This window comes from Candidatus Polarisedimenticolaceae bacterium (assembly GCA_036376135.1).
Classification (GTDB): domain Bacteria; phylum Acidobacteriota; class Polarisedimenticolia; order Polarisedimenticolales; family DASRJG01; genus DASVAW01.
Map to the genome: position 1 here is coordinate 54,586 of DASVAW010000179.1, position 17,921 is coordinate 72,506.

Here is a 17,921-nt window from a genome sequence, read left to right on the forward strand (position 1 = left end):
AGAAGCCGGACGAAGACGGGGGGTGTTCCATGCGTCGATCCCTGGCCGCCGCGGCGGTGGTCCTGCTCGCGGTTCCCGCGATCGCGTCCGACCTGCTGATCCGGCTCGAGCGCCGGGCCGGCGACGACCTCGCACGGCTGCGCGCCGCGGGGTTGCCGGTGGTGCACGAGACCCTCGGGGCGCTGTTCCTCGAAGGGGACGAGGCCACGCTTGGGGCCGCCCGCGCGGCGGGGTTCCAGGCGCGGGTCCTCGACGATCGCGCGGGGGCCTCGGACTACCTCCAGGTGGGGATCCGTCCCGATTCCGACCTCGAGTCGCTCAGGCGCTTCGGCGCGGAGATCTGGGCGGAGGAGAACTGGCGCCTGCTCCGCGTGCCGCGCGGCGCGCCCCTCGAGCGCCTCCCCGAGGCGCGCGTGTTCGTCGGGCGCCTTCCGCACCGGCCGTTCGAACTTCCGGCGAACGCCCCCGTCCGGTCCCGAGCCGGCAACGACGCTCCGAACCCGCTCATCCAGAAGATGGTGGCCGCCGTCGCATCCGCCGACGTCGACGCGTACTGGACCGACCTCGTCACCAATCCGCCGACGAACTCGCGGTACTCGAGCTCGGCCGGGGCGACCAACGCGGCGAACTACGTCGCCTCGAAGTTCGCGGCGATGGGAATGCCGTCGCAGTTCCAGACGTACAGCGCCTCCAACGCCCCGAACGTCGTCGGCACGCACGGCGGCGGCGTCACCCCCGGTCGCGTCTACCTCGTGATCGGCCACCTGGACGACCTTCCGTATTGGGGGGTCGCGCCGGGGGCCGACGACAACGCGTCGGGTTCGGTCACGGTGATCGAGTCGGCAAAGGTGATGAGCTGCTGGGGGTTCAAGAGCACGGTGAAGTTCGTCACCGTGACCGGCGAGGAGCTGGGATTGCTCGGGAGCGAGGCCTACGCCGCCGACGCGGCGGCGCGGGGCGAGGACATCCGCGGCGTCCTCAACTTCGACATGAACGGCTGGGCGGGGGACGGCGTCCCCGCCGGCGAGAACCTCGACGTCAACTACAACGCGACGTCGCAGTGGCTCGGCGAGCTCTTCGCGCAATGCGCGCAGGAGTACGCCACGGGGGTCGTGGTGGACGCCTTCTCCTGCCCGAGTCTCAACGCGTCGGACCACTACCCGTTCTGGCAGCGCGGGTGGCCGGCGATCTGCGGGATCACCGACAACGAGGGGTACTGCGGTCACACCGGGTACTACCCCTACTACCACACGCGCAGCGACACGATCCCGAACTGCGGGAACCGCAGCTTCTTCTACGGGACGATCCGGGCGACGGTCGCGACCGCCGCGACGCTCGCGGAGCCGTTCAAGGTGACCTTCCGGGACACCTCCGTCGACGTGGGCGCTCCGGCATGGCTCGTCGTCGCCGACCGCGGGCCGAACACGAACCCGGGCTCCGCACAGACATTGACCGTCGAGGTGTGGAGCGCGGCGGAGCCGGGCCCGGAGACCGTGACGCTCACCGAGGACGGCGTCAACTCGATGTTCTTCAGGGGCTCGATCGCCACCACCGCCGAGCCCGCCGTCCACGGCGACGGGAAGGTGAGCCTGCGCGAAGGGGACGTGCTGCAGGCCCGCTACATCGACGCGTCCGACTGCGACGGCGCCTCGAACGTGGCCTACACCGTCTCGTCGTCGGTCGTCTGGGGGGCGAAACCCGCGGAGGTCGCGCCGGTCGCGCTCCTCGCCGGCCCGCCGACGCGCCTCACCTGGCCGCCGGTCCCGGGGGCCGTCCGGTACGACGTGGCGAGCGGCGCGTTGCCGACGACCGGCCTTCACGACGCCTCGTGCGGCGCGAACGATCTCCTCGCCGAGGCCTGGGACGACGCGCGTCCCGATCCCGGCGCGGGCGCCGGGTACTGGTACCTCGTGCGGGGGGAGAACGCGTTCGGGTCGGGAACGTGGGGGAGCGGGAGCGACGCGGCGCCGAGGACGATCGCGGCGTGCCCGTGACGCTCAGTCCGATCCCCCCGACCCCTTGAACCGGTCCGCCTCGTCGGCGAACAACACGTTGAAGCTCGTGAGGGTTCCGTAACACCCGGTCACGTACCCCTGCAGCTTGACCTTGAGCTCGTCGGGAACGTCCGCGGCGTTGATCTGCTGCTCGAGCACGCGCAGGCGGTTGCGGATCATGACGATCTTCTGGAAGAAGCTCTCGATCGGCCAGGCCTTCTCCTGGAGTCCCTCGCGGCCGGGACGGAGGACGAGCTGGCCTCCGCGCCACTTGTCGGCCGGGGCGACGGGGGTGAGCCCCGACTCTTCGCGGATCACGCGGCGGAGCAGGCGTTCGAGGTTCTCGGCGTCCACGTCGGGAGCTCCTTCGGCCGCGACGATCTCGCGGTCGCTGACGATCGGAAGGGGATCGCGGGAGGATTCGATCCCGCCGCGGTAGTTGTGGAGGCTGGCGCAGTAGTCGCAGCGGACCTGCACCCGGTCCCCCGCGACGGCGACGATCGTGTGCCGCCGGATCAGCTTGCAGGGAACGCAGCGGTCGTCGATCGAATACCCGACGCGGTAGCTCATCGTTTCCTCGGGGGCGCCGCACGCCGGGATCGCGCGAGCAGATCCTCGGCGCGGGCCCGAATCTCGTCGTCGGGGGTGTCGGCGAGGATCGCCTCGCACAAGGCGCCCGCCGCCGTCCAGTCGCCGCGGTTGGCGAGCCCCGCCGCGTCGTTGAACTGCGCGGCGTGCCGGTTGCGCCGCGCCACGGGCTCGATCCGCGCGATCTCCGCGTCGAAGCGCGACCGGATGTCCGCGCTGGGCGCCGCGTCCCTCCCGGAACGCAGCAACGCCAACGCGCCCTCGAGGTCCCCCGAGGCGATCCGCGCGTTGATCCCGGGGAAGTCGGCGAGCGCCATGCGCTCGCGCCCCGTCGCGACGACGGACGGATCGTCGAGAGCGGCGATCGGGCCGTCGAGGACCGCCTGCGCGCCGGCGCGATCCCCGGCGCGGGCGCGAAGCGAGACGAGATTGAGCAACACGTCCGCGCGGGGGGGGAGCCGGGGGAGCGCCTTCTCGATGGCGGCGATGCCGATCGCGGGGTCGCCAGGGCCCGCCACGTAGGTGGCTCCGAGCGACGCGAGGGCCTCGGCGTCGTCCGGGTCGCCCTCGAGCACGCGCTCGAGCAACGCGCGGGCGCGGGCGACGTCGACCGCAGCGGTCGCATCGGCCTCCACCCCCGCCGGGCGGGAGCCCGCGCGGGAGAGGAGGTTGCGCGCGGCGATCGTCGCGACGAGCGCGTCGGCGGGTGCGGCGGCGAGGGCCTCCTCGAAGGCCGGCGCGGCCGCGTCGTACTTCCGTTCGCGGCTGCGCAGCCAGCCGATCCCGGCGAGCGCGGGGGCGAAACCCGGCCGCTCGGCCAGCGCGGCCCGGAAGTGGGCCTCCGACTCCGAGGCGTTCACAGGGTCGAGGCTCGCGAGCAGCCAGCCCAGCCGCGTGAGGAGCTCCGGTCGGGCGATCGGCCGGGCCGAGGCGTCGAACGCCGGCGGAGTCGCCGGAATCCGGTAGAAGGCGAAGCGCTCGTTGCGCGCGAACGCGGCGAGGTCCGCGTCGAGTTGCGACGGCTCGATCGCGACGGTGGCGGTCCAGGCGGCGACGGGATCCTCGCCCTTGGCGACGCGGCGGACGAACTCCGTGGTGGGGGCGCGAAGCTCGCCCCGCTCGACGAGCAGGAACGCCGCGAGCGCCCACGACTCCGCCTGGAAGATCGAGCTGTCCCCGAGGATCTTCGGCTCGGGTCCGATCGGCCGGACCGCGCGGAGCAGGTCGGCGACGGGGATCGGCTGCTCCCGCCCGAGGGCCCGCAGGTGAGCGCCGATCGGCCGTCCCACCTCGACCAGGTCCCCCTCGACGCGCGCGTTGGCGTAGATCTGGGCGAGCCCCTCCCGAAGCCAGCGCGGTCCGCGGGGAAACGCCGATTCCAGGAGGTCGCTCAGGTACGCCGAGGTCGCGACGTCGACGGGGATCTCGTCGGGGCCGGCCACGGGGAGCGCGATCACGTCCCTGTACTCCGCGGAGCGATAGAACGCGGAGGGGCGCGAAGGATTCGTGGTGGCGTACAGGCGGCAGTACGGCCGGAACGAGGCGGCGTCACGGAACAGGACCACGTCGATCGGCCGGGTCGTCCGGAGCGGCACTCCGGGAGTCAGCAGCCCGAGCGCGTGACGCAACCGCTCGAGCCGCATCGCGAGCGCGAGGCTCGCGGGCTCCGGCGCGTTGGAGAGCACGCGGAAGTTGGGCGTGGAGCGCTCATGCCAGCGGTCGGCGTCCGGCGGCAGGGCCGAGGCCGCCGGGGCGAACGCGAGCAGCGAGAGTGCGGTGAGGACCTGCTTGAGCATGGTCGACAGAGCATAGCCCGAGCCCCCCTTGCGGCGGTATCCTCCGCGCACGATGACGCGACGCGCGAAGGGGGTCGTGGCGGGGGTTGCGGCCGTCGGCTTGTACGCCGCCTTCGGCTTTCTCATCCTCCCCGGCATCGTCCGATCGGTGGCGGTCGACCGCCTCGGGAAGCTCACGGGACGGAGCGTCTCGATCGCGAAGGTGCGGACCAACCCCTTCGCCGTCTCGGTCACCGTGCGCGACCTGAAGGTCGTCGAGCCGGGCGGCGAGATCCTCCTAGGATTCGACCGGCTCTACGCGAACGCCGACATCCTCCACCGGCTGACGGGGTGGTGGGCGTTCGACGCGATCGAGGTCGACGGCGCGCGGGGCCTGCTCGTCCAGCGCCCCGACGGGTCCTTCAACGTCACCGACATCGCGAAGCGATGGCAGGAGACCCCGCGGGACCCCGGTCCGACCTCGCCGCCGGCGCCCCTCCGGATCGACCGCGTCCGCGTCGCCGGGGCGACCCTCGCCTTCCGGGACGAGACGCGCGCTCCGGCGTTCGGCAAGGTCCTGGGACCGTATTCGTTCTCGGTCGACGCGTTCCGCTCCGAGGGGCGCGAAGGAGGCCGGCACGCGTTCCAGGCGAAGACCGAGTCGGGGGAGACCCTCGCCTGGGACGGCACCCTCGCGATGGCGCCGCTGCGCTCGGAAGGGGACCTGAAGGTCGAAGGGGTGGACGTCGCGAGGTACGCCCCGTATTTCGCCGACGCCGTCGGGTTCGACCTGAAGCGTGCCCGCTTCGACCTGAAGACCGGCTACCGCGTGAGCCTCGACCCGGCGTCCCGCGCGTTCGTCCTCGAGGGGCTCGAGACCACGCTGCGCGAGATCCGGCTGACCGAGCGCGGCTCGGACGAGTCCGTCTTCGAGAGCCCCGAGATCAAGGTGGCCGGGGCGAGCGTCGACCTGTTCGGGCGGCGCGCGGAGATCCCCGCCGTGGAGTCGAGCGCGGGACGTCTCCTGATCCGGATCGGCGCGGACGGGACGACGAACCTCGAGCGCCTGGCGCCCCGCGCGGAGGCGAAGCCGGCTCCCGAGGCACGACCGTTCTCCGTGCACGTCGGGCGCGTCGCGTTCACGGGATATGCGGCGAGGTTCGAGGACCTTCAGACCCCGCGGCCGATCGGCGTCGATCTGAAGGACGTCTCCGTCGAGGCGAAGGACGCGTCGACGGACGCGACGAGCCGCCCCGACCTGACCGTCCGCCTCGGGTTCGACAACGGCGGGACGGTGGAGGCGACGGGGCAAATCGCGCTGCGGGCGCTCGCCGGATCCGCGCGCGCGACGCTCGTGGAGGTTCCCCTCGCGCCGTTCGACGCCTACCTCGAGGACACCTACGCGCTGCGGATCGTCGACGGGACGGCTTCGGGAGCGGGGGAGGTGACCTTCGACTTCGGGAAGCCGGAGCAGGCGGTCTTCGAATACCGCGGCGACCTCGCCCTCGACGGCCTGCGCGCCCTCGACGCGGCCACGACGGAGGAGTTCCTCCGGTGGAAGGGCGTCGCGCTGGCGGGCGTGGCCTTCACCGCCGATCCGCCGTCGCTCGCGCTGAAGTCGATCACGATCGCCGGGCCGGGCCTGCGCGTGGTCGTGCGGGAGGACGGCCGGACCAACCTCGCCGACGTGTTGCGTGTTCCGGTCGCCCCCCCGGAGGGACGCGTGGACGAGGAGGCCGACGCCCCCGAGCCGGAGACGCCGGTCGTCGAGCCCACCGTGGACGCCCCCGCCCTCGAGCGCCCCGTGACGATCGGTCGCGTGACGATCCGCGACGCCGCGGTCGCCCTCGTCGACAGGCGCACGGAGCCCGACGCGACTTTCCGGCTGGACTCCCTCGCCGGAACTCTCGACCGGATCTCCACCGACGACCTCTCCCGCGGCGACGCGTCGTTCACCGGCAAGTTCGACGGCGTCGCCCCCTTCCGGATCGAAGGACGCATCAATCCCCTCATCGCCGGCGAGAACAGCGACTTCACGGTGACCGCGCGCGGGATCGAGATGACGCGTTTCGGGCCGTACGCCGAGAAATGGCTCGGCTGGACGATCGCGCGCGGAAAACTCGACCTCGATCTGCGCTACGCCATCGCCTCGCGGAAGCTCACCGCGACCAACGTCGCGACCTTCCTGCCGCTCGAGCTCGGGGAGAAGACGGCAAGCCCCGACGCCACGAAGCTCCCCGTGAAGCTGGGTCTGGCGCTGCTGCGCGACGGCGACGGGAAGATCGTGGTGGACCTGCCGATCGAGGGGAGCCTCGACGACCCGAAGTTCCGGGTCCGGCGCGTGGTCCTTCGCGCGCTCGTGACCGTCTTCAAGAAGGCGGCGACCTCGCCCTTCAAGCTCCTCGCGGGGCTCGGAGGCGGAGACGACGCCGGCAGCCTCGATCGCGTCGCCTTCGCGCCGGGCGTCGCGGCGATCGACCCGGCGGAGCAGGGGAAGCTCGCGTCGCTGGCCGGGGCGCTCGCCGCCCGGCCGGGTCTGTCCCTGGAGATCTCCGGCGGGGCGGGGGGCGAGGCGGATCTCGCCGCCCTGCGGCGCGCGGCGCTCCCGCCCGAGCCGGCCCCCACCGCGGACGCTCTGGCGGCCGTCGCGATCGCGGAGGGGACGCTGCGCTCCCTGGCCGACGCGCGCGCGACCGCGGTGCGCGACTGGCTCGTGGGGGCGGGCGGGCTCGACCCGTCGAGGGTTCGCCTCGCGGGGGCGGCGGAGGCCGAGCCCGGCGTGCGCTTCTCCCTCTCCGATTGACATCCATCGATTGCCTCGCGGGGGCGCGATCGTTACCGTTCGCCTCCACGCGGAGGTCCCGATGCACCCGACCCGCGACGCCGACCCCGGAACCCAGGTCATCCACGCGGGCGCCGAGCCCGATCCCGCCACGGGGGCGATCTCGACGCCGATCTACCAGTCGTCGACCTTCGCCTTCCGCGACGCCGACGAGGGGGCGGCACGGTTCGCGGGGACCGACCCGGGGTACAAGTACACGCGGCTGGGGAACCCGACGACGCGCGCCCTCGAGCGCTGCGTCGCCGAGCTCGAGGGGGGGCACGACGCGCTCGCGACCGCGACGGGGATGGCGGCGGTCTCCACGGTGTTCCTCGCGCTCCTGAAGAGCGGCGACCACGTCGTCGGCACCGACGCCGTGTACGGCCCGACCCGGCTGCTCCTCGAAAAGCAGCTCGCGAAGTTCGGGATCGTCTCGACCTGGGTTCCGAGCGAGGACCTCGAGGCGGTGCGGGCCGCGATCCGGCCGACGACGCGGATCGTCTTCGTCGAGACCCCCGCGAACCCGACCATCAAGCTGACCGACCTCGCGGGGTGCGCGGCGATCGCGCGGGGGGCGGGGGCGCTCCTCGTCGTGGACAACACCTTCTGCTCGCCGATCCTCCAGAAGCCGTTCCGGTTCGGCGCGGACGTCGTGATCCACAGCATGACGAAGTACCTCAACGGCCACAGCGACGTCGTCGCCGGGATCGTCGTCAGCTCGACCGCGACGCTCCACGCCGAGATCGGCGCGTACCTGCGCAGCCTCGGCGGGACCATGGATCCGCACCAGGCGTGGCTCGTCCTTCGCGGGATCCGCACCCTCGCGCTCCGGGTGGATCGCGCGCAGCGCACCGCGGAACGACTCGCCCCCTGGCTCGAGAAGCACCCCGCGGTGACGTGGGTGTCCTACCCGGGTCTCGCCTCCCATCCCCAGGCCGACCTCGCGCGTCGCCAGATGGCGGGGCCGGGGGCGATGATCTCCTTCGGGGTTCGCGGCGGCTTCGAAGCCGCGAAGGCGGTCTGCGACGGCGTTCGCCTCGCGACCCTCGCCGTCTCCCTCGGCGGCCTCGAGACCCTGCTCGAGCACCCGGCGTCGATGACGCACCGCGCGGTCCCGCGGGAGGAGCGCGAAGCGGCGGGGATCACGGACGACCTGATCCGCCTCTCCGTGGGGTGCGAAGGGGTCGAGGACCTCGAGGAGGACCTCGACCGGGCGCTGATCCGGGCGTCAGCCGGACTTCCGCAGGGTGAGCGCGATGCCGCCCCCGTCGGCGTCCCGGTGCCCTAGGTAGACGTGCCCTTCCCTGTCGAGCAGCGCCCTCACGTCGAGCACGAAGAGCGGGTCGTCCCCGAGGACCGTGAGCTCCGTCCCCGGCGCCAGCGCCTTCAGGCGATCGCGGGTCCGGTTCGCGGGCACGGGGCACCGGAGCCCCCGCGTGTCGAGGATCTCGACGGACATGCGCGGACCTTAACATCGGCGCTACCCTGCGCGGCCGGAGGAACGACGATGAAGCGCCTTCTCGCCACCGCACTGCTCTCCGCGGCGTTGCCCGCGCTCGCCGACGGCCGAAGCTGGAACCTCGACGAGATCTACCCGTCGGAGCAGGCCTGGACCGAGGCCAAGCAGGGGGCGCTCGCCGATCTCCCGAAGCTCGAGGCCTGCAAGGGCAAAATCGCGGCGTCGGCCGACGACCTGCACCGCTGCATCTCCCTCGCGTACGACCTCGACCGCAGGTTCACGCAGGTCGGGATCTACGCGAACATGCGCTACGACCTCGACACGCGCGTGGGCCGCTCGCAGCAGATGAACCTGGAGGCGCAGGAGGCGCGCACCCGGTTCGCGTCGGCCATGGCGTGGGTCCGTCCGGAGATCCTCGCCGCGGGAGCGGAGAAGATCCGCGCCCTCGTCGCTTCGGACAAGCGCCTCGCCCCTTACCGGCAGCCGCTCGAGGACATCCTCCGGCGCGCGCCGCACACCCTCGATGCGGCATCGGAGAAGATCGTCGCCGAGACCGCGATCATGGCCGATTCCGGCCAGTCGATCCGCGACGTCTTCACCAACGCGGAGCTTCCGTACCCCGAGGTCGTCCTCTCGAGCGGGGAGAAGGTCCGTCTCGACGCGGCGGCGTACACGAAGTACCGGGCCGTCTCCAACCGCGACGATCGCCTGAAGGTCTTCCGCGCGTTCTGGACGACCTACTCCGGGTTCACGCGGACCCTCGGCACGTCGCTCAACGCGCAGGTGCAGGCGCACGTCTTCCAGGCGAGGACGAGGAAGTTCGCCTCCTCGCTCGAGGCGTCGCTCTTCTCGGACAACATCCCCACGAAGGCGTACACGCAGCTGCTGTCCGACCTGCACGCGAACCTGCCGACGCTGCACCGCTACCTGAAGTTGCGCCAGAGGATGATGGGCGTGGACCGGCTGGGCTACGAGGACCTGTACGCCCCGATCGTCGGGAGCTACGACCGGACCTTCTCCCCCGAGGAGGCGGAGGCGCTGACGCTCGAGGCCGTCGCCCCCCTCGGGAAGGACTACGTCGCCGGGTTGAAGACCGGGTTCGAGACCGGCTGGGTCGACTGGTTCCCGAAGACCGGCAAGCGCTCGGGGGCCTACAGCACCAGCGTCTACGGCCTGCACCCGTTCCAGCTTCAGAACTTCACCGGCCTCTACGAGGAGGTCTCGACGCTCGCGCACGAGGCGGGGCACTCGATGCACTCGTATTTCGCCGACAGGACGCAGCCGTACGCGACGCACGACTATCCGATCTTCATCGCCGAGGTCGCCTCGACCCTCAACGAGAATCTGCTCGTCCACACGATGCTCGACAAGGCGAAATCCGACGACGAGCGGCTGTTCCTGCTCGGGAGCCAGCTCGACGGGCTGCGCACCACGCTGTTCCGGCAGGGACTGTTCGCCGAGTTCGAGCTGCGCGCGCACGAGATGGCGGAGAAGGGCGCCCCCCTGACCGGCGAGGCGCTCTCGAAGCTCTACCTGACGCTCCTGCGCGAGTTCTACGGGCACGACGCCGGCGTCTGCAACGTCGACGAGCTCTTCGCCGCGGAGTGGGCCTACATCCCGCACTTCTACTACAACTTCTACGTCTATCAGTACGCGACGAGCGTCGTCGCCTCCGTCTCTCTCGCCGACGGGATCCGCGACGAGATGCGGGGTCCGAAACCCTCGACGGCGCGCCGCGACGCGTACATCGCGATGTTGTCCGCGGGTTCGTCGAAATACGCCTACGACATGCTGAAGGACGCCGGGGTCGACCTCGCGACCCCCGGGCCGTTCCAGGCGGCGATGCGCGAGATGAACAAGGTGATGGACGAGATGGAGGCGATCCTGGCCCGCAAGGGGGCGGGAACGCGCTAGACTGGCGTCGGGTCCCGCTCAGGAGGCCGCACCATGAAAGCCATCCTGAATCTGACGTCCCATCCTCTCCGCGTCCCGCTCGGCAGCGGCAAGATCCTCCACCTCGCGCCCCACGGCCGCGGCCACGTCTCCGACGAGGCCGCGGCGGGTCCCGCGTTCTGCCGCTTCGTCCACGAGGGGCTCATCGACTTCGCCGGGGAATCGGTGCACACGCACCACGACCCGGGTGGCGGCCACGGGCCGCACGAGATCCCCCACGGCTACCCGCAGCCGGTGGTCGTCCATCCCGCGGGGAACAAGGGCGGCGAGCCGATGCGCGTGACGAAGCGCCGGGAGGCCTGACGGCACGGTCGCGCTGAGGCGCTAGACTGCGCCGAATGGGCGCGACCGCCTTCATCTTCGTCACCGTGGTCCTCGACGTGCTCGCGATGGGCGTCGTGATCCCCGTCCTGCCGCGGCTGGTCGAGGGGTTCCTCGGCGGCGACACCGCGAGCGCGGCGGAGATGTACGGGGTCTTCGGGACCGCCTGGGCGGCGATGCAGTTCGTCTTCTCGCCCGTGATGGGCGTCCTCTCCGACCGCTTCGGGCGCCGCCCCGTGATCCTGGCCTCGAACTTCGGGCTCGGGTTCGACTACGTGCTGATGGCGCTCGCCCCGAACCTCGGGTGGTTGTTCGCGGGGCGGGTGATCTCGGGGATCACCGGGGCGAGCTTTTCGGCGGCGTCGGCGTACATCGCCGACGTGACGCCCCCCGAGCGGCGCGCCGCCGGGTTCGGGATGATCGGCGCCGCCTTCGGGCTCGGCTTCGTCCTCGGGCCGGCGCTCGGCGGCATCCTCGGCTCCGCGCACCCCCGGCTTCCGTTCTGGGTCGCGGCGGGGCTGACCCTGGCCAATGCGAGCTGGGGGCTGTTCGTGCTCCCCGAGTCGCTCCCCGCCGACCGCCGCCGCCCGTTCGACTGGTCCCGCGCGAACCCGATCGGAACCCTGCGCCTGCTCGGCTCGCACCGGGAGCTGCTCGGCCTCGCTTCGGTGAACTTCCTGTACCAGCTCGCGCACCAGGTGCTGCCGAGCGTCTTCGTCCTCTACGCGGGGTACCGGTACGCATGGAACGAGAGGACGGTGGGGCTGACGCTCGCCCTCGTGGGAGTGGGGAGCATGGTGGTGCAGGGAGCGCTCGTTCGTCCGATCGTGGCGTGGCTGGGCGAGCGCCGCACCCTGATGTGCGGCCTCGCGGCGGGGGCCGCCGGGATGGCCGCGTTCGGCCTCGCCCCGACCGGAGGGTGGTTCTGGGCGTCGCTCCCCGTCTTCGCGTTCATGGGCTTGTACGGCCCCGCGGCACAGGGGATCATGACGAGGCGGGTCGACCCGTCGCAGCAGGGTCACCTCCAGGGGGCGAACACGAGCATCCTCGGCATCACGGGTCTCATCGGGCCCGGCATGTTCACGCTCACCTTCGCGGCCTTCATCGGAGCCCGCGCGGATCTCCACCTCCCGGGGGCGGCGTTCCTGCTCGCGGCGTTCCTTCTCCTGGGAGCGATCCCGCTGGCGGTCGCGGTCACCCGCGGGGAGGTGCCTCGATGAGCGCGCTGATCCCGGTCGGGCTGATCGCGGCGCTGCTGGTATGCGCGTACCTGCTCGGACGACGCGGGGGCCGCGCCGTTCCCGCTCCGTCGCCCCAGGCTCCGGACGCGGCCGCGACGCTCTACCGGATCGCGGGGGAGCTCGTGCCGTTCTTCCAGGCGTCGGCGCACCCGAAGGACCTCCTGGACAATCCCGGTTTCCGCCGCGGCGTCGACCTGCTCCGCGGACCGTCGTGGTCGGCCGAGACGCTGCTGGGGTACTACGCCGGCGACAACGCCGTGATCGCGTGCCTCGCCCTCGAGGCGCTGTGCGCGCGCGCCGACGACGTCGACGTGCGTCCGGCGGTCCTCGCCGGGATCAACGACTTCAACCCCTGGAACCGGTACTTCTCCTTGCGCCTGCTCGCCGCGAAGAGCCCCGTCGGCGGGGAGCCGATCGTCGGACGCCTCCTGATGCGGCTGAACGATTCGTGGCTGTTCCCCGCGAACCTCCAGTTCCTCCGGGAGTTCCTCGCCACCCGGGAGGCGGCCGGCGAGCCGCCGACCCTCGGGACGCTGGTGGAGGGGCTCAACGACGCGTCGGCGACGACGCTCGGCTCGATCCTGGAGCGCCTGCCCGGCGAGCTCGCCGGACCGGTGGCGGCGGAGATTGCCGCGTGGCGCGTCCGCAGCATCGACCGCGAGTTCCTGGCCTCGATCGGGCGGCTCTGGACCGCCGGCGAGGGGGAGCCGCTCGTCGAGCACGCGGGGCTCGCGCAGGCGACGTCGAGCGTGCTCGCGTCCATCCTCGCGCACCCGAGCCGATCGGTCCTTCTCGTCGGCGAACACGGCGTCGGGAAGTCCGCGGTCGCGCGGCGCGCGGCGGAGGCGCTGCTCGCGCGCGACTGGACCGTTTTCGAGACCCAGGCGACCGACCTCCTCGCGGGGATGTCGTATCTGGGGGAGCTCGAGGAGCGCGTCCGCGATCTCGTCGCGAAGCTCCGGGGAAGGCCGGTCCTGTGGTACGTCCCGGGGTTCCACATGCTCACGCTCGCGGGGCGGCACCGTTACGGCCCGGCCAGTCTGCTCGACATGATCCTCCCGCACGTGGACAAGGGGGAGATCGTCGTCCTGGGAGAGACCTCGCCGTCGGGGTACGAACGCGTCGTGCAATCCGCCTCGCGCGTCCCCGCGGCCTTCGAGGTCGTGAGGATCGAGCCCACCTCGTCCGCCGCGACGCTCGACCTCGTCACGGCGTGGTCGTCGCAGCGCGCGCGGCCGGGAGCCGAGGCGCTCGTCGACGACGCGACGCGACACGAAGCCTGGCAGCTCGCGCAGCAGTACCGGGGGGACCGGGCCGCGCCGGGGAACGTCCTGGAGCTGCTCGAGCGCACGCTCGCGCGCCTCTCCGCGGGCGGCGAGCGGCCCGCGACGATCACCCTCGGGGATCTCGTCGATACCCTCGGCCGGCTGACCGGACTTCCCGCGACGATCCTCGATCCCCGGGCGGGGCTCGACGTCGCGTCGCTGCGGGCGATGTTCGAACGGCACGTGCTCGGGCAGCCCGAGGCGGTGGACTGCCTCGTCGAGCGCGTGGCGATGGTCAAGGCGGGGGTGACCGATCCGAAGCGTCCGCTCGGCGTCTTCCTGTTCGCGGGGCCGACGGGGACGGGAAAGACCGAGATCGCGAAGACCCTCGCGCGATTCCTCTTCGGCTCCCCCGACCGGATGATCCGGCTGGACATGAGCGAGTTCCAGGGGCCCGAGTCGCTCAACCGGCTCCTCGGGGAGTCGGATGCGGACGCGGGAAGGACGGGGGCGGCGCTGGTCGACCGCATCCGCAAGGAGCCGTTCTCGGTGATCCTCCTCGACGAGGTCGAGAAGGCGCACGAGAAGGTCTGGGACCTGTTCCTGCAGGTCTTCGACGACGGCCGCCTCACGGACCGGCAGGGCGCGACGGCGGACTTCCGCAACGCGATCGTGATCCTCACGTCCAATCTCGGCGCCGCGATCCCCAGCGGGGCGTCGCTGGGGTTCCTGGACGCGACGGGGCGCTTCTCGCCGTCGACGGTGCTCAAGACGGTGGAGAAGAGCTTCCGGAAGGAGTTCCTCAACCGGCTCGACCGCATCGTGGTCTTCCGGCCGCTCGCGCGGGAGACGATGCGCGACATCCTCCGCAAGGAGCTCACCGAGGCGTTCGAGCGGCGCGGCCTCAGGCAGCGGGCCTGGGCCGTCGAGTTCGACGCCGGCGCGCTCGACCTGCTGCTCGAGCGCGGCTTCACCGCCGATCTCGGCGCGCGCCCGCTGAAACGCTCGGTGGAGCGGCACCTCCTCGCGCCGCTCGCATTGACGATCGTGGAGCATCGCGTGCCGGAGGGGGACCAGTTCCTGTTCGTGAAGGCCGAGCAGGGAAGGCTCGTCGTCGAGTTCATCGACCCCGACGCGCCGGACCCGGCGGCGCCCGCGGCGCCGGCCGACGCCCCGGCCGGCACCGACCGCTCCCCGGCGCGCATCGCCGTCGCCCCCGCCGGGACGGCGGCGGAGATCGCCGCCCTCGCGCGTGCGCATGCGCGCCTCGAGGAGCTTCTCGACGCGGAGGCGATCCACGCCGCGAAGGGGGACGCGTTGTCGCGGATGCGCGAACCCGCGTTCTGGGAGTCCCCCGACCGGTTCGCGCTGCTCGGCCGGATCGAGCAGCTCGACCGCATCGAGAGCGGCGTGCGGGCCGCGGGGTCGCTGCTCGAACGGCTCGAGTCCCGGGAGCGCGCTCCGCGCGACCTCGTCGGCCGGCTGGCGATGCAGCTGCACCTTCTGGATCTCGCCGTCCACGACGCGATCGAGGACCGGCCCTCCGACGCGTTCGTCGCCGTCGAGGCCTGGGGGGACGCGGGCTCGCCGTCCCGGGATTCGAACGCCTTCGCCGCGCGCGTGGCCGCCATGTACCGCGCCTGGGCGGATCGGCGCGGGATCCAGGTCGAGGATCTCCCCGCGCCGGCGACCGACGGGGTGTTCCGGGCCGCGTTCGGCGTCGCGGGGCACGGCGCCTTCTCGACCCTTTCTCGCGAAGCCGGCCTCCACGTGCTCGAGATTCCCGAAGGGGAGGGCCGGGGCGAGCGACGCGCGATCGCCCGCGTGAGGGTGGTCCCGCAGCCCGACGGTCCCGCCGACGGCCGCGCCGTTCTCGACGCCGCGGGCGCGGGGGCGCCTTCGATCGTGCGACGCTACCGCGAGCTGCCGTCTCCCTTGGTCCGCGACGTCGTTGCGGGATGGCGGAGCGGGAAGCTCGACAGGGTGCTCGCCGGGGACTTCGACCTGATCGCCGCCGCCGACGCGCGGTCGGGTTAGCCGAGCGCCTTCCTCGCCGCCTTGACGCGGGGATCTTCCTCGCCGGCCGCGGGGGCGAGCGTATCGACTCCGCGCTTCAGCAGGGCCCGCGCCTCGTCCGGCCGGCGGGAGAGCAGCTGCAGGCCGAGGTCGATGCGCGTCGACGCGGTCTGGCGGTGATCCTCCCCGAGCGCCGCGGCCCGGATGCGCAGCGCGTCGCGCAGGGCGGCCTCGGCCCCGGCGGCATCTCCCCGCGCGCCCAGCACGAGCCCGAGCGTCCCCAGGACGTGCGCGACGTCCGGGTGATCGCCGATCCCGGCGCGCATGAGCGTCACCCCCTCGCGAAGCGCAGCCTCCGCCTCCTCGAGTCGCCCCTGGCGGCGGAGGACCGCGCCGAGGTTGGCGAGTGTCCGCCCGACGGCGGGATCGGTCGGGCCGAGCGCTTCGCGCCGGATCGCCGCGACCTCGCGGAGGATCTCGATCGTCTTCTCCGGGCGTCCTGCCCGGAACTGGACGTTGCCGAGGTTCTCGAGGACGAGCGCGACCTGCGGATGGCGGTCGCCGAAGCGGCGCTTGGTGTTCTCCAGGATCTCGAGGTACGCCCGCTCCGCGCGGTCGAATTCCCCGCGCTGCATCAGGATGATGCCCAGGGAATTCCGGGACTGGTCCACGAGCGGGTTGTCGGGTCCGACGGCCGCCCGGTACGCCTCCACCGACTCGGTCGCCAGGACCTCGGCCTCCTCGAGCTTGCCCTGCGCTCCGCGAACGTCGGCGAGGAGCCGGAGGCCCTCCCCGAGGATCGAGGTGGGGGTCTGCGACGCGGCACGGGCGAGCGCGACCGCCTCCTCGGCGGGCGGCAGGGCTTCCTCGGGACGCCCGGAGAAGTAGACCGCCCACCCGAGCTCCGTGAGCCGTTCGGCGAGCGCCTCGCCCGGGGGGTCTCCGGAAGCGCGCTGCGCCGCGACCGCCTTCTTCGCGGCCTCGATCGCCTCGTCGTAACGGCCGACCGTGTGGAGGAACCGGCTGAGGCGTCCCCACGCCTTCGCGGTCTCCGGGTCGGTCGGGCCGAGATGTTCGGTGCGCAGCTCGATGACGCGGCGCAGGAGCGGCTCGACGGGCTCGAACTCCCCGACGTTGTGGAAGCTGATGGCGATCGTCTCGCGGACCGCCGCCTCGACGATCGGCTGGGAGGCGAAGTCCTTCTCGATGCGGCCGAGGGAACGCTCGAGCGCCTCGAGGACGGTGACCTTGCGCTCGCCTCCCTCGATGTACGGGTTCGGGGCCTCCAGGGTCTCCTGCAGGAACCGGTTGATCGCCGCCGCCTTGTCGGCCTCGGACTGCGCCCGGTCGCGCTCGGCGGCGATCCGGCGCGCCTGCCACGCCATCGTTCCCGCGAAGGCGACGAGAAGGACCACGAGCGTCGCGGCGAAGGCGGCGGGGAGGGGATTGCGCCGGACGAGCTTGCGGATCTGGTAGAGGGTGCTCGGCGGCCGGGCGAGGATCGGCTCGAAGCAAAGCCACCGCCGCAGGTCCTCCGCGAGCGCGGCGGCGCTCCCGTAGCGGTCGTTCGGGTCCTTCTCGAGCGCCTTGGCGACGATCGTCTCCAGGTCCTCGTCGATGCGCCCCGTCCCCTTCCACACCTCGCGGAGCGGGCGCGGGCGCGCCTGCTCGATCACCCGCAGGGCATCCACGACGGTGAGGGACGAGAGGTCGTGCGGGAGGATCCCCGTCAGCATCACGTACAGGATCACGCCGAGGGAGTAGACGTCCGTGCGCAGATCGACGGCCTCGGGGCGGCCGCGCGCCTGCTCGGGGCTCATGTACGAGAGCGTCCCCCGGATCGCGCCGACCTCGCTCAGCTGCGTCGCGAGGACGTCGCCGTCGGTGATCCGCGCGAGGCCGAAGTCGAGGATCTTGACGCGCGTCGCTCCCGCCTCGCCCGCCGGGACGATCAGGTTCGAGGGCTTCAGGTCGCGGTGGACCACCCCGCGCTGGTGCGCGTAGTGGACCGCCTCGGCGATCTCCGCGAGGAGTCCGAGCCGCCGGCGAACCTCCGAGGGACCGAGCGGCCCCTCGTGACGTCGGAGGGATTCGGAGAGGGTCTCCCCGCGTACGAGCTCCATCGCGAAGTAGTGGCGCCCTTCCGGGGTGCGCCCCGATGCGTAGAGTCTCGCGATCATCGGATGCTCGAGCCGGGCGAGGACCTCGACCTCGCGCCGGAAGAGCATCACGTGCAGATCGTCGACGGCGACGTCGCCGCGCAGGACCTTCAGCGCGACGACGCGGCCTGGGGAATCCTGCTCCGCCTCGTAGACGACGCCCATGCCGCCGCGGCCGAGCACGCCGAGGATGCGGTAGTCGCCGATCCGGTCCGGATGGCCCTCCGCCGGGTGGGGCGGAGCGGGATCTCCGGCGCGGCTTCGCGTCAGGTCGTCGTCGGAGCGGTCGTTCGCCATCCGGATCCCCCGTCGAAAGCGTGGATCCTACA

The 17,921-nt window shown here is 72.3% G+C and carries 11 protein-coding genes; 7 read left to right on the forward strand and 4 right to left on the reverse strand.

Annotated elements, in window-relative coordinates; genetic code table 11:
* Positions 1-29: 29 nt before the first annotated feature.
* Entirely contained in the window at positions 30-1,994 is a 1,965-nt protein-coding gene (locus VF139_19660; GenBank protein ID HEX6853623.1) for a M28 family peptidase, read from the forward strand.
* A 3-nt stretch (positions 1,995-1,997) separates the two neighbouring features.
* Here VF139_19660 and VF139_19665 read toward each other — a convergent pair whose 3' ends face one another.
* Together VF139_19665 and VF139_19670 are read right to left on the reverse strand one after the other, a co-directional pair.
* On the reverse strand, positions 1,998-2,564 hold the full coding sequence (locus tag VF139_19665; protein ID HEX6853624.1) for a hypothetical protein: 567 nt from the start codon (positions 2,562-2,564) through the stop codon (positions 1,998-2,000).
* Positions 2,561-4,378: a hypothetical protein gene (locus VF139_19670; protein ID HEX6853625.1), complete on the reverse strand. Its 1,818-nt coding sequence runs from the start codon at positions 4,376-4,378 to the stop codon at positions 2,561-2,563. Before VF139_19670 ends, VF139_19665 begins: the two co-directional genes overlap by 4 nt.
* Positions 4,379-4,430: 52 nt before the next feature.
* On the opposite strand from VF139_19670, the gene VF139_19675 reads away from it, so the two are divergent.
* Positions 4,431-7,160: a DUF748 domain-containing protein gene (locus VF139_19675; GenBank protein HEX6853626.1), complete on the forward strand. Its 2,730-nt coding sequence runs from the start codon at positions 4,431-4,433 to the stop codon at positions 7,158-7,160.
* Between the two features lie 61 nt (positions 7,161-7,221).
* Positions 7,222-8,466: a PLP-dependent aspartate aminotransferase family protein gene (locus VF139_19680; GenBank protein ID HEX6853627.1), complete on the forward strand. Its 1,245-nt coding sequence runs from the start codon at positions 7,222-7,224 to the stop codon at positions 8,464-8,466.
* On the opposite strand, the gene VF139_19685 is transcribed toward VF139_19680, so the two are convergent.
* Positions 8,407-8,637 (reverse strand): sulfurtransferase TusA family protein, encoded by a 231-nt coding sequence (locus tag VF139_19685; GenBank protein ID HEX6853628.1) that lies wholly within the window; start codon positions 8,635-8,637, stop codon positions 8,407-8,409. The genes VF139_19680 and VF139_19685 overlap by 60 nt on opposite strands.
* Before the next feature lie 48 nt (positions 8,638-8,685).
* Between VF139_19685 and pepF the strand changes: the two genes are divergently transcribed.
* The 4 genes from pepF to VF139_19705 are packed head-to-tail and all read left to right on the forward strand — an operon-like array spanning position 8,686 to position 15,454.
* Positions 8,686-10,551 (forward strand): oligoendopeptidase F, encoded by a 1,866-nt coding sequence (gene pepF / locus VF139_19690; GenBank protein HEX6853629.1) that lies wholly within the window; start codon positions 8,686-8,688, stop codon positions 10,549-10,551.
* A 33-nt stretch (positions 10,552-10,584) separates the two neighbouring features.
* Positions 10,585-10,893 (forward strand): hypothetical protein, encoded by a 309-nt coding sequence (locus tag VF139_19695; GenBank protein HEX6853630.1) that lies wholly within the window; start codon positions 10,585-10,587, stop codon positions 10,891-10,893.
* A 35-nt stretch (positions 10,894-10,928) separates the two neighbouring features.
* Positions 10,929-12,131, forward strand: coding sequence for a TCR/Tet family MFS transporter (locus tag VF139_19700; protein HEX6853631.1), 1,203 nt, complete (start codon positions 10,929-10,931; stop codon positions 12,129-12,131).
* The gene (locus VF139_19705) at positions 12,128-15,454 is read left to right on the forward strand and encodes an AAA family ATPase (protein HEX6853632.1); all 3,327 of its coding nucleotides are present in this window, start codon (positions 12,128-12,130) and stop codon (positions 15,452-15,454) included. Before VF139_19700 ends, VF139_19705 begins: the two co-directional genes overlap by 4 nt.
* Here VF139_19705 and VF139_19710 read toward each other — a convergent pair.
* Positions 15,451-17,889 (reverse strand): serine/threonine-protein kinase, encoded by a 2,439-nt coding sequence (locus VF139_19710; GenBank protein ID HEX6853633.1) that lies wholly within the window; start codon positions 17,887-17,889, stop codon positions 15,451-15,453. The two genes, VF139_19705 and VF139_19710, sit on opposite strands and share 4 nt — an antisense overlap.
* Positions 17,890-17,921 lie beyond the last annotated feature (32 nt).

Excerpts from the sequence above, each read along its gene's own strand:
- VF139_19680 (HEX6853627.1), top strand. The coding sequence starts at position 7,222 with ATGCACCCGACCCGCGACGCCGACCCCGGAACCCAGGTCATCCACGCG.
- VF139_19675 (HEX6853626.1), top strand. The coding sequence starts at position 4,431 with ATGACGCGACGCGCGAAGGGGGTCGTGGCGGGGGTTGCGGCCGTCGGC.
- VF139_19700 (HEX6853631.1), top strand. The coding sequence starts at position 10,929 with ATGGGCGCGACCGCCTTCATCTTCGTCACCGTGGTCCTCGACGTGCTC.
- VF139_19710 (HEX6853633.1), bottom strand. The coding sequence starts at position 17,889 with ATGGCGAACGACCGCTCCGACGACGACCTGACGCGAAGCCGCGCCGGA.
- VF139_19670 (HEX6853625.1), bottom strand. The coding sequence starts at position 4,378 with ATGCTCAAGCAGGTCCTCACCGCACTCTCGCTGCTCGCGTTCGCCCCG.
- VF139_19695 (HEX6853630.1), top strand. The coding sequence starts at position 10,585 with ATGAAAGCCATCCTGAATCTGACGTCCCATCCTCTCCGCGTCCCGCTC.
- VF139_19665 (HEX6853624.1), bottom strand. The coding sequence starts at position 2,564 with ATGAGCTACCGCGTCGGGTATTCGATCGACGACCGCTGCGTTCCCTGC.
- VF139_19705 (HEX6853632.1), top strand. The coding sequence starts at position 12,128 with ATGAGCGCGCTGATCCCGGTCGGGCTGATCGCGGCGCTGCTGGTATGC.
- pepF (HEX6853629.1), top strand. The coding sequence starts at position 8,686 with ATGAAGCGCCTTCTCGCCACCGCACTGCTCTCCGCGGCGTTGCCCGCG.
- VF139_19685 (HEX6853628.1), bottom strand. The coding sequence starts at position 8,637 with ATGTCCGTCGAGATCCTCGACACGCGGGGGCTCCGGTGCCCCGTGCCC.
- VF139_19660 (HEX6853623.1), top strand. The coding sequence starts at position 30 with ATGCGTCGATCCCTGGCCGCCGCGGCGGTGGTCCTGCTCGCGGTTCCC.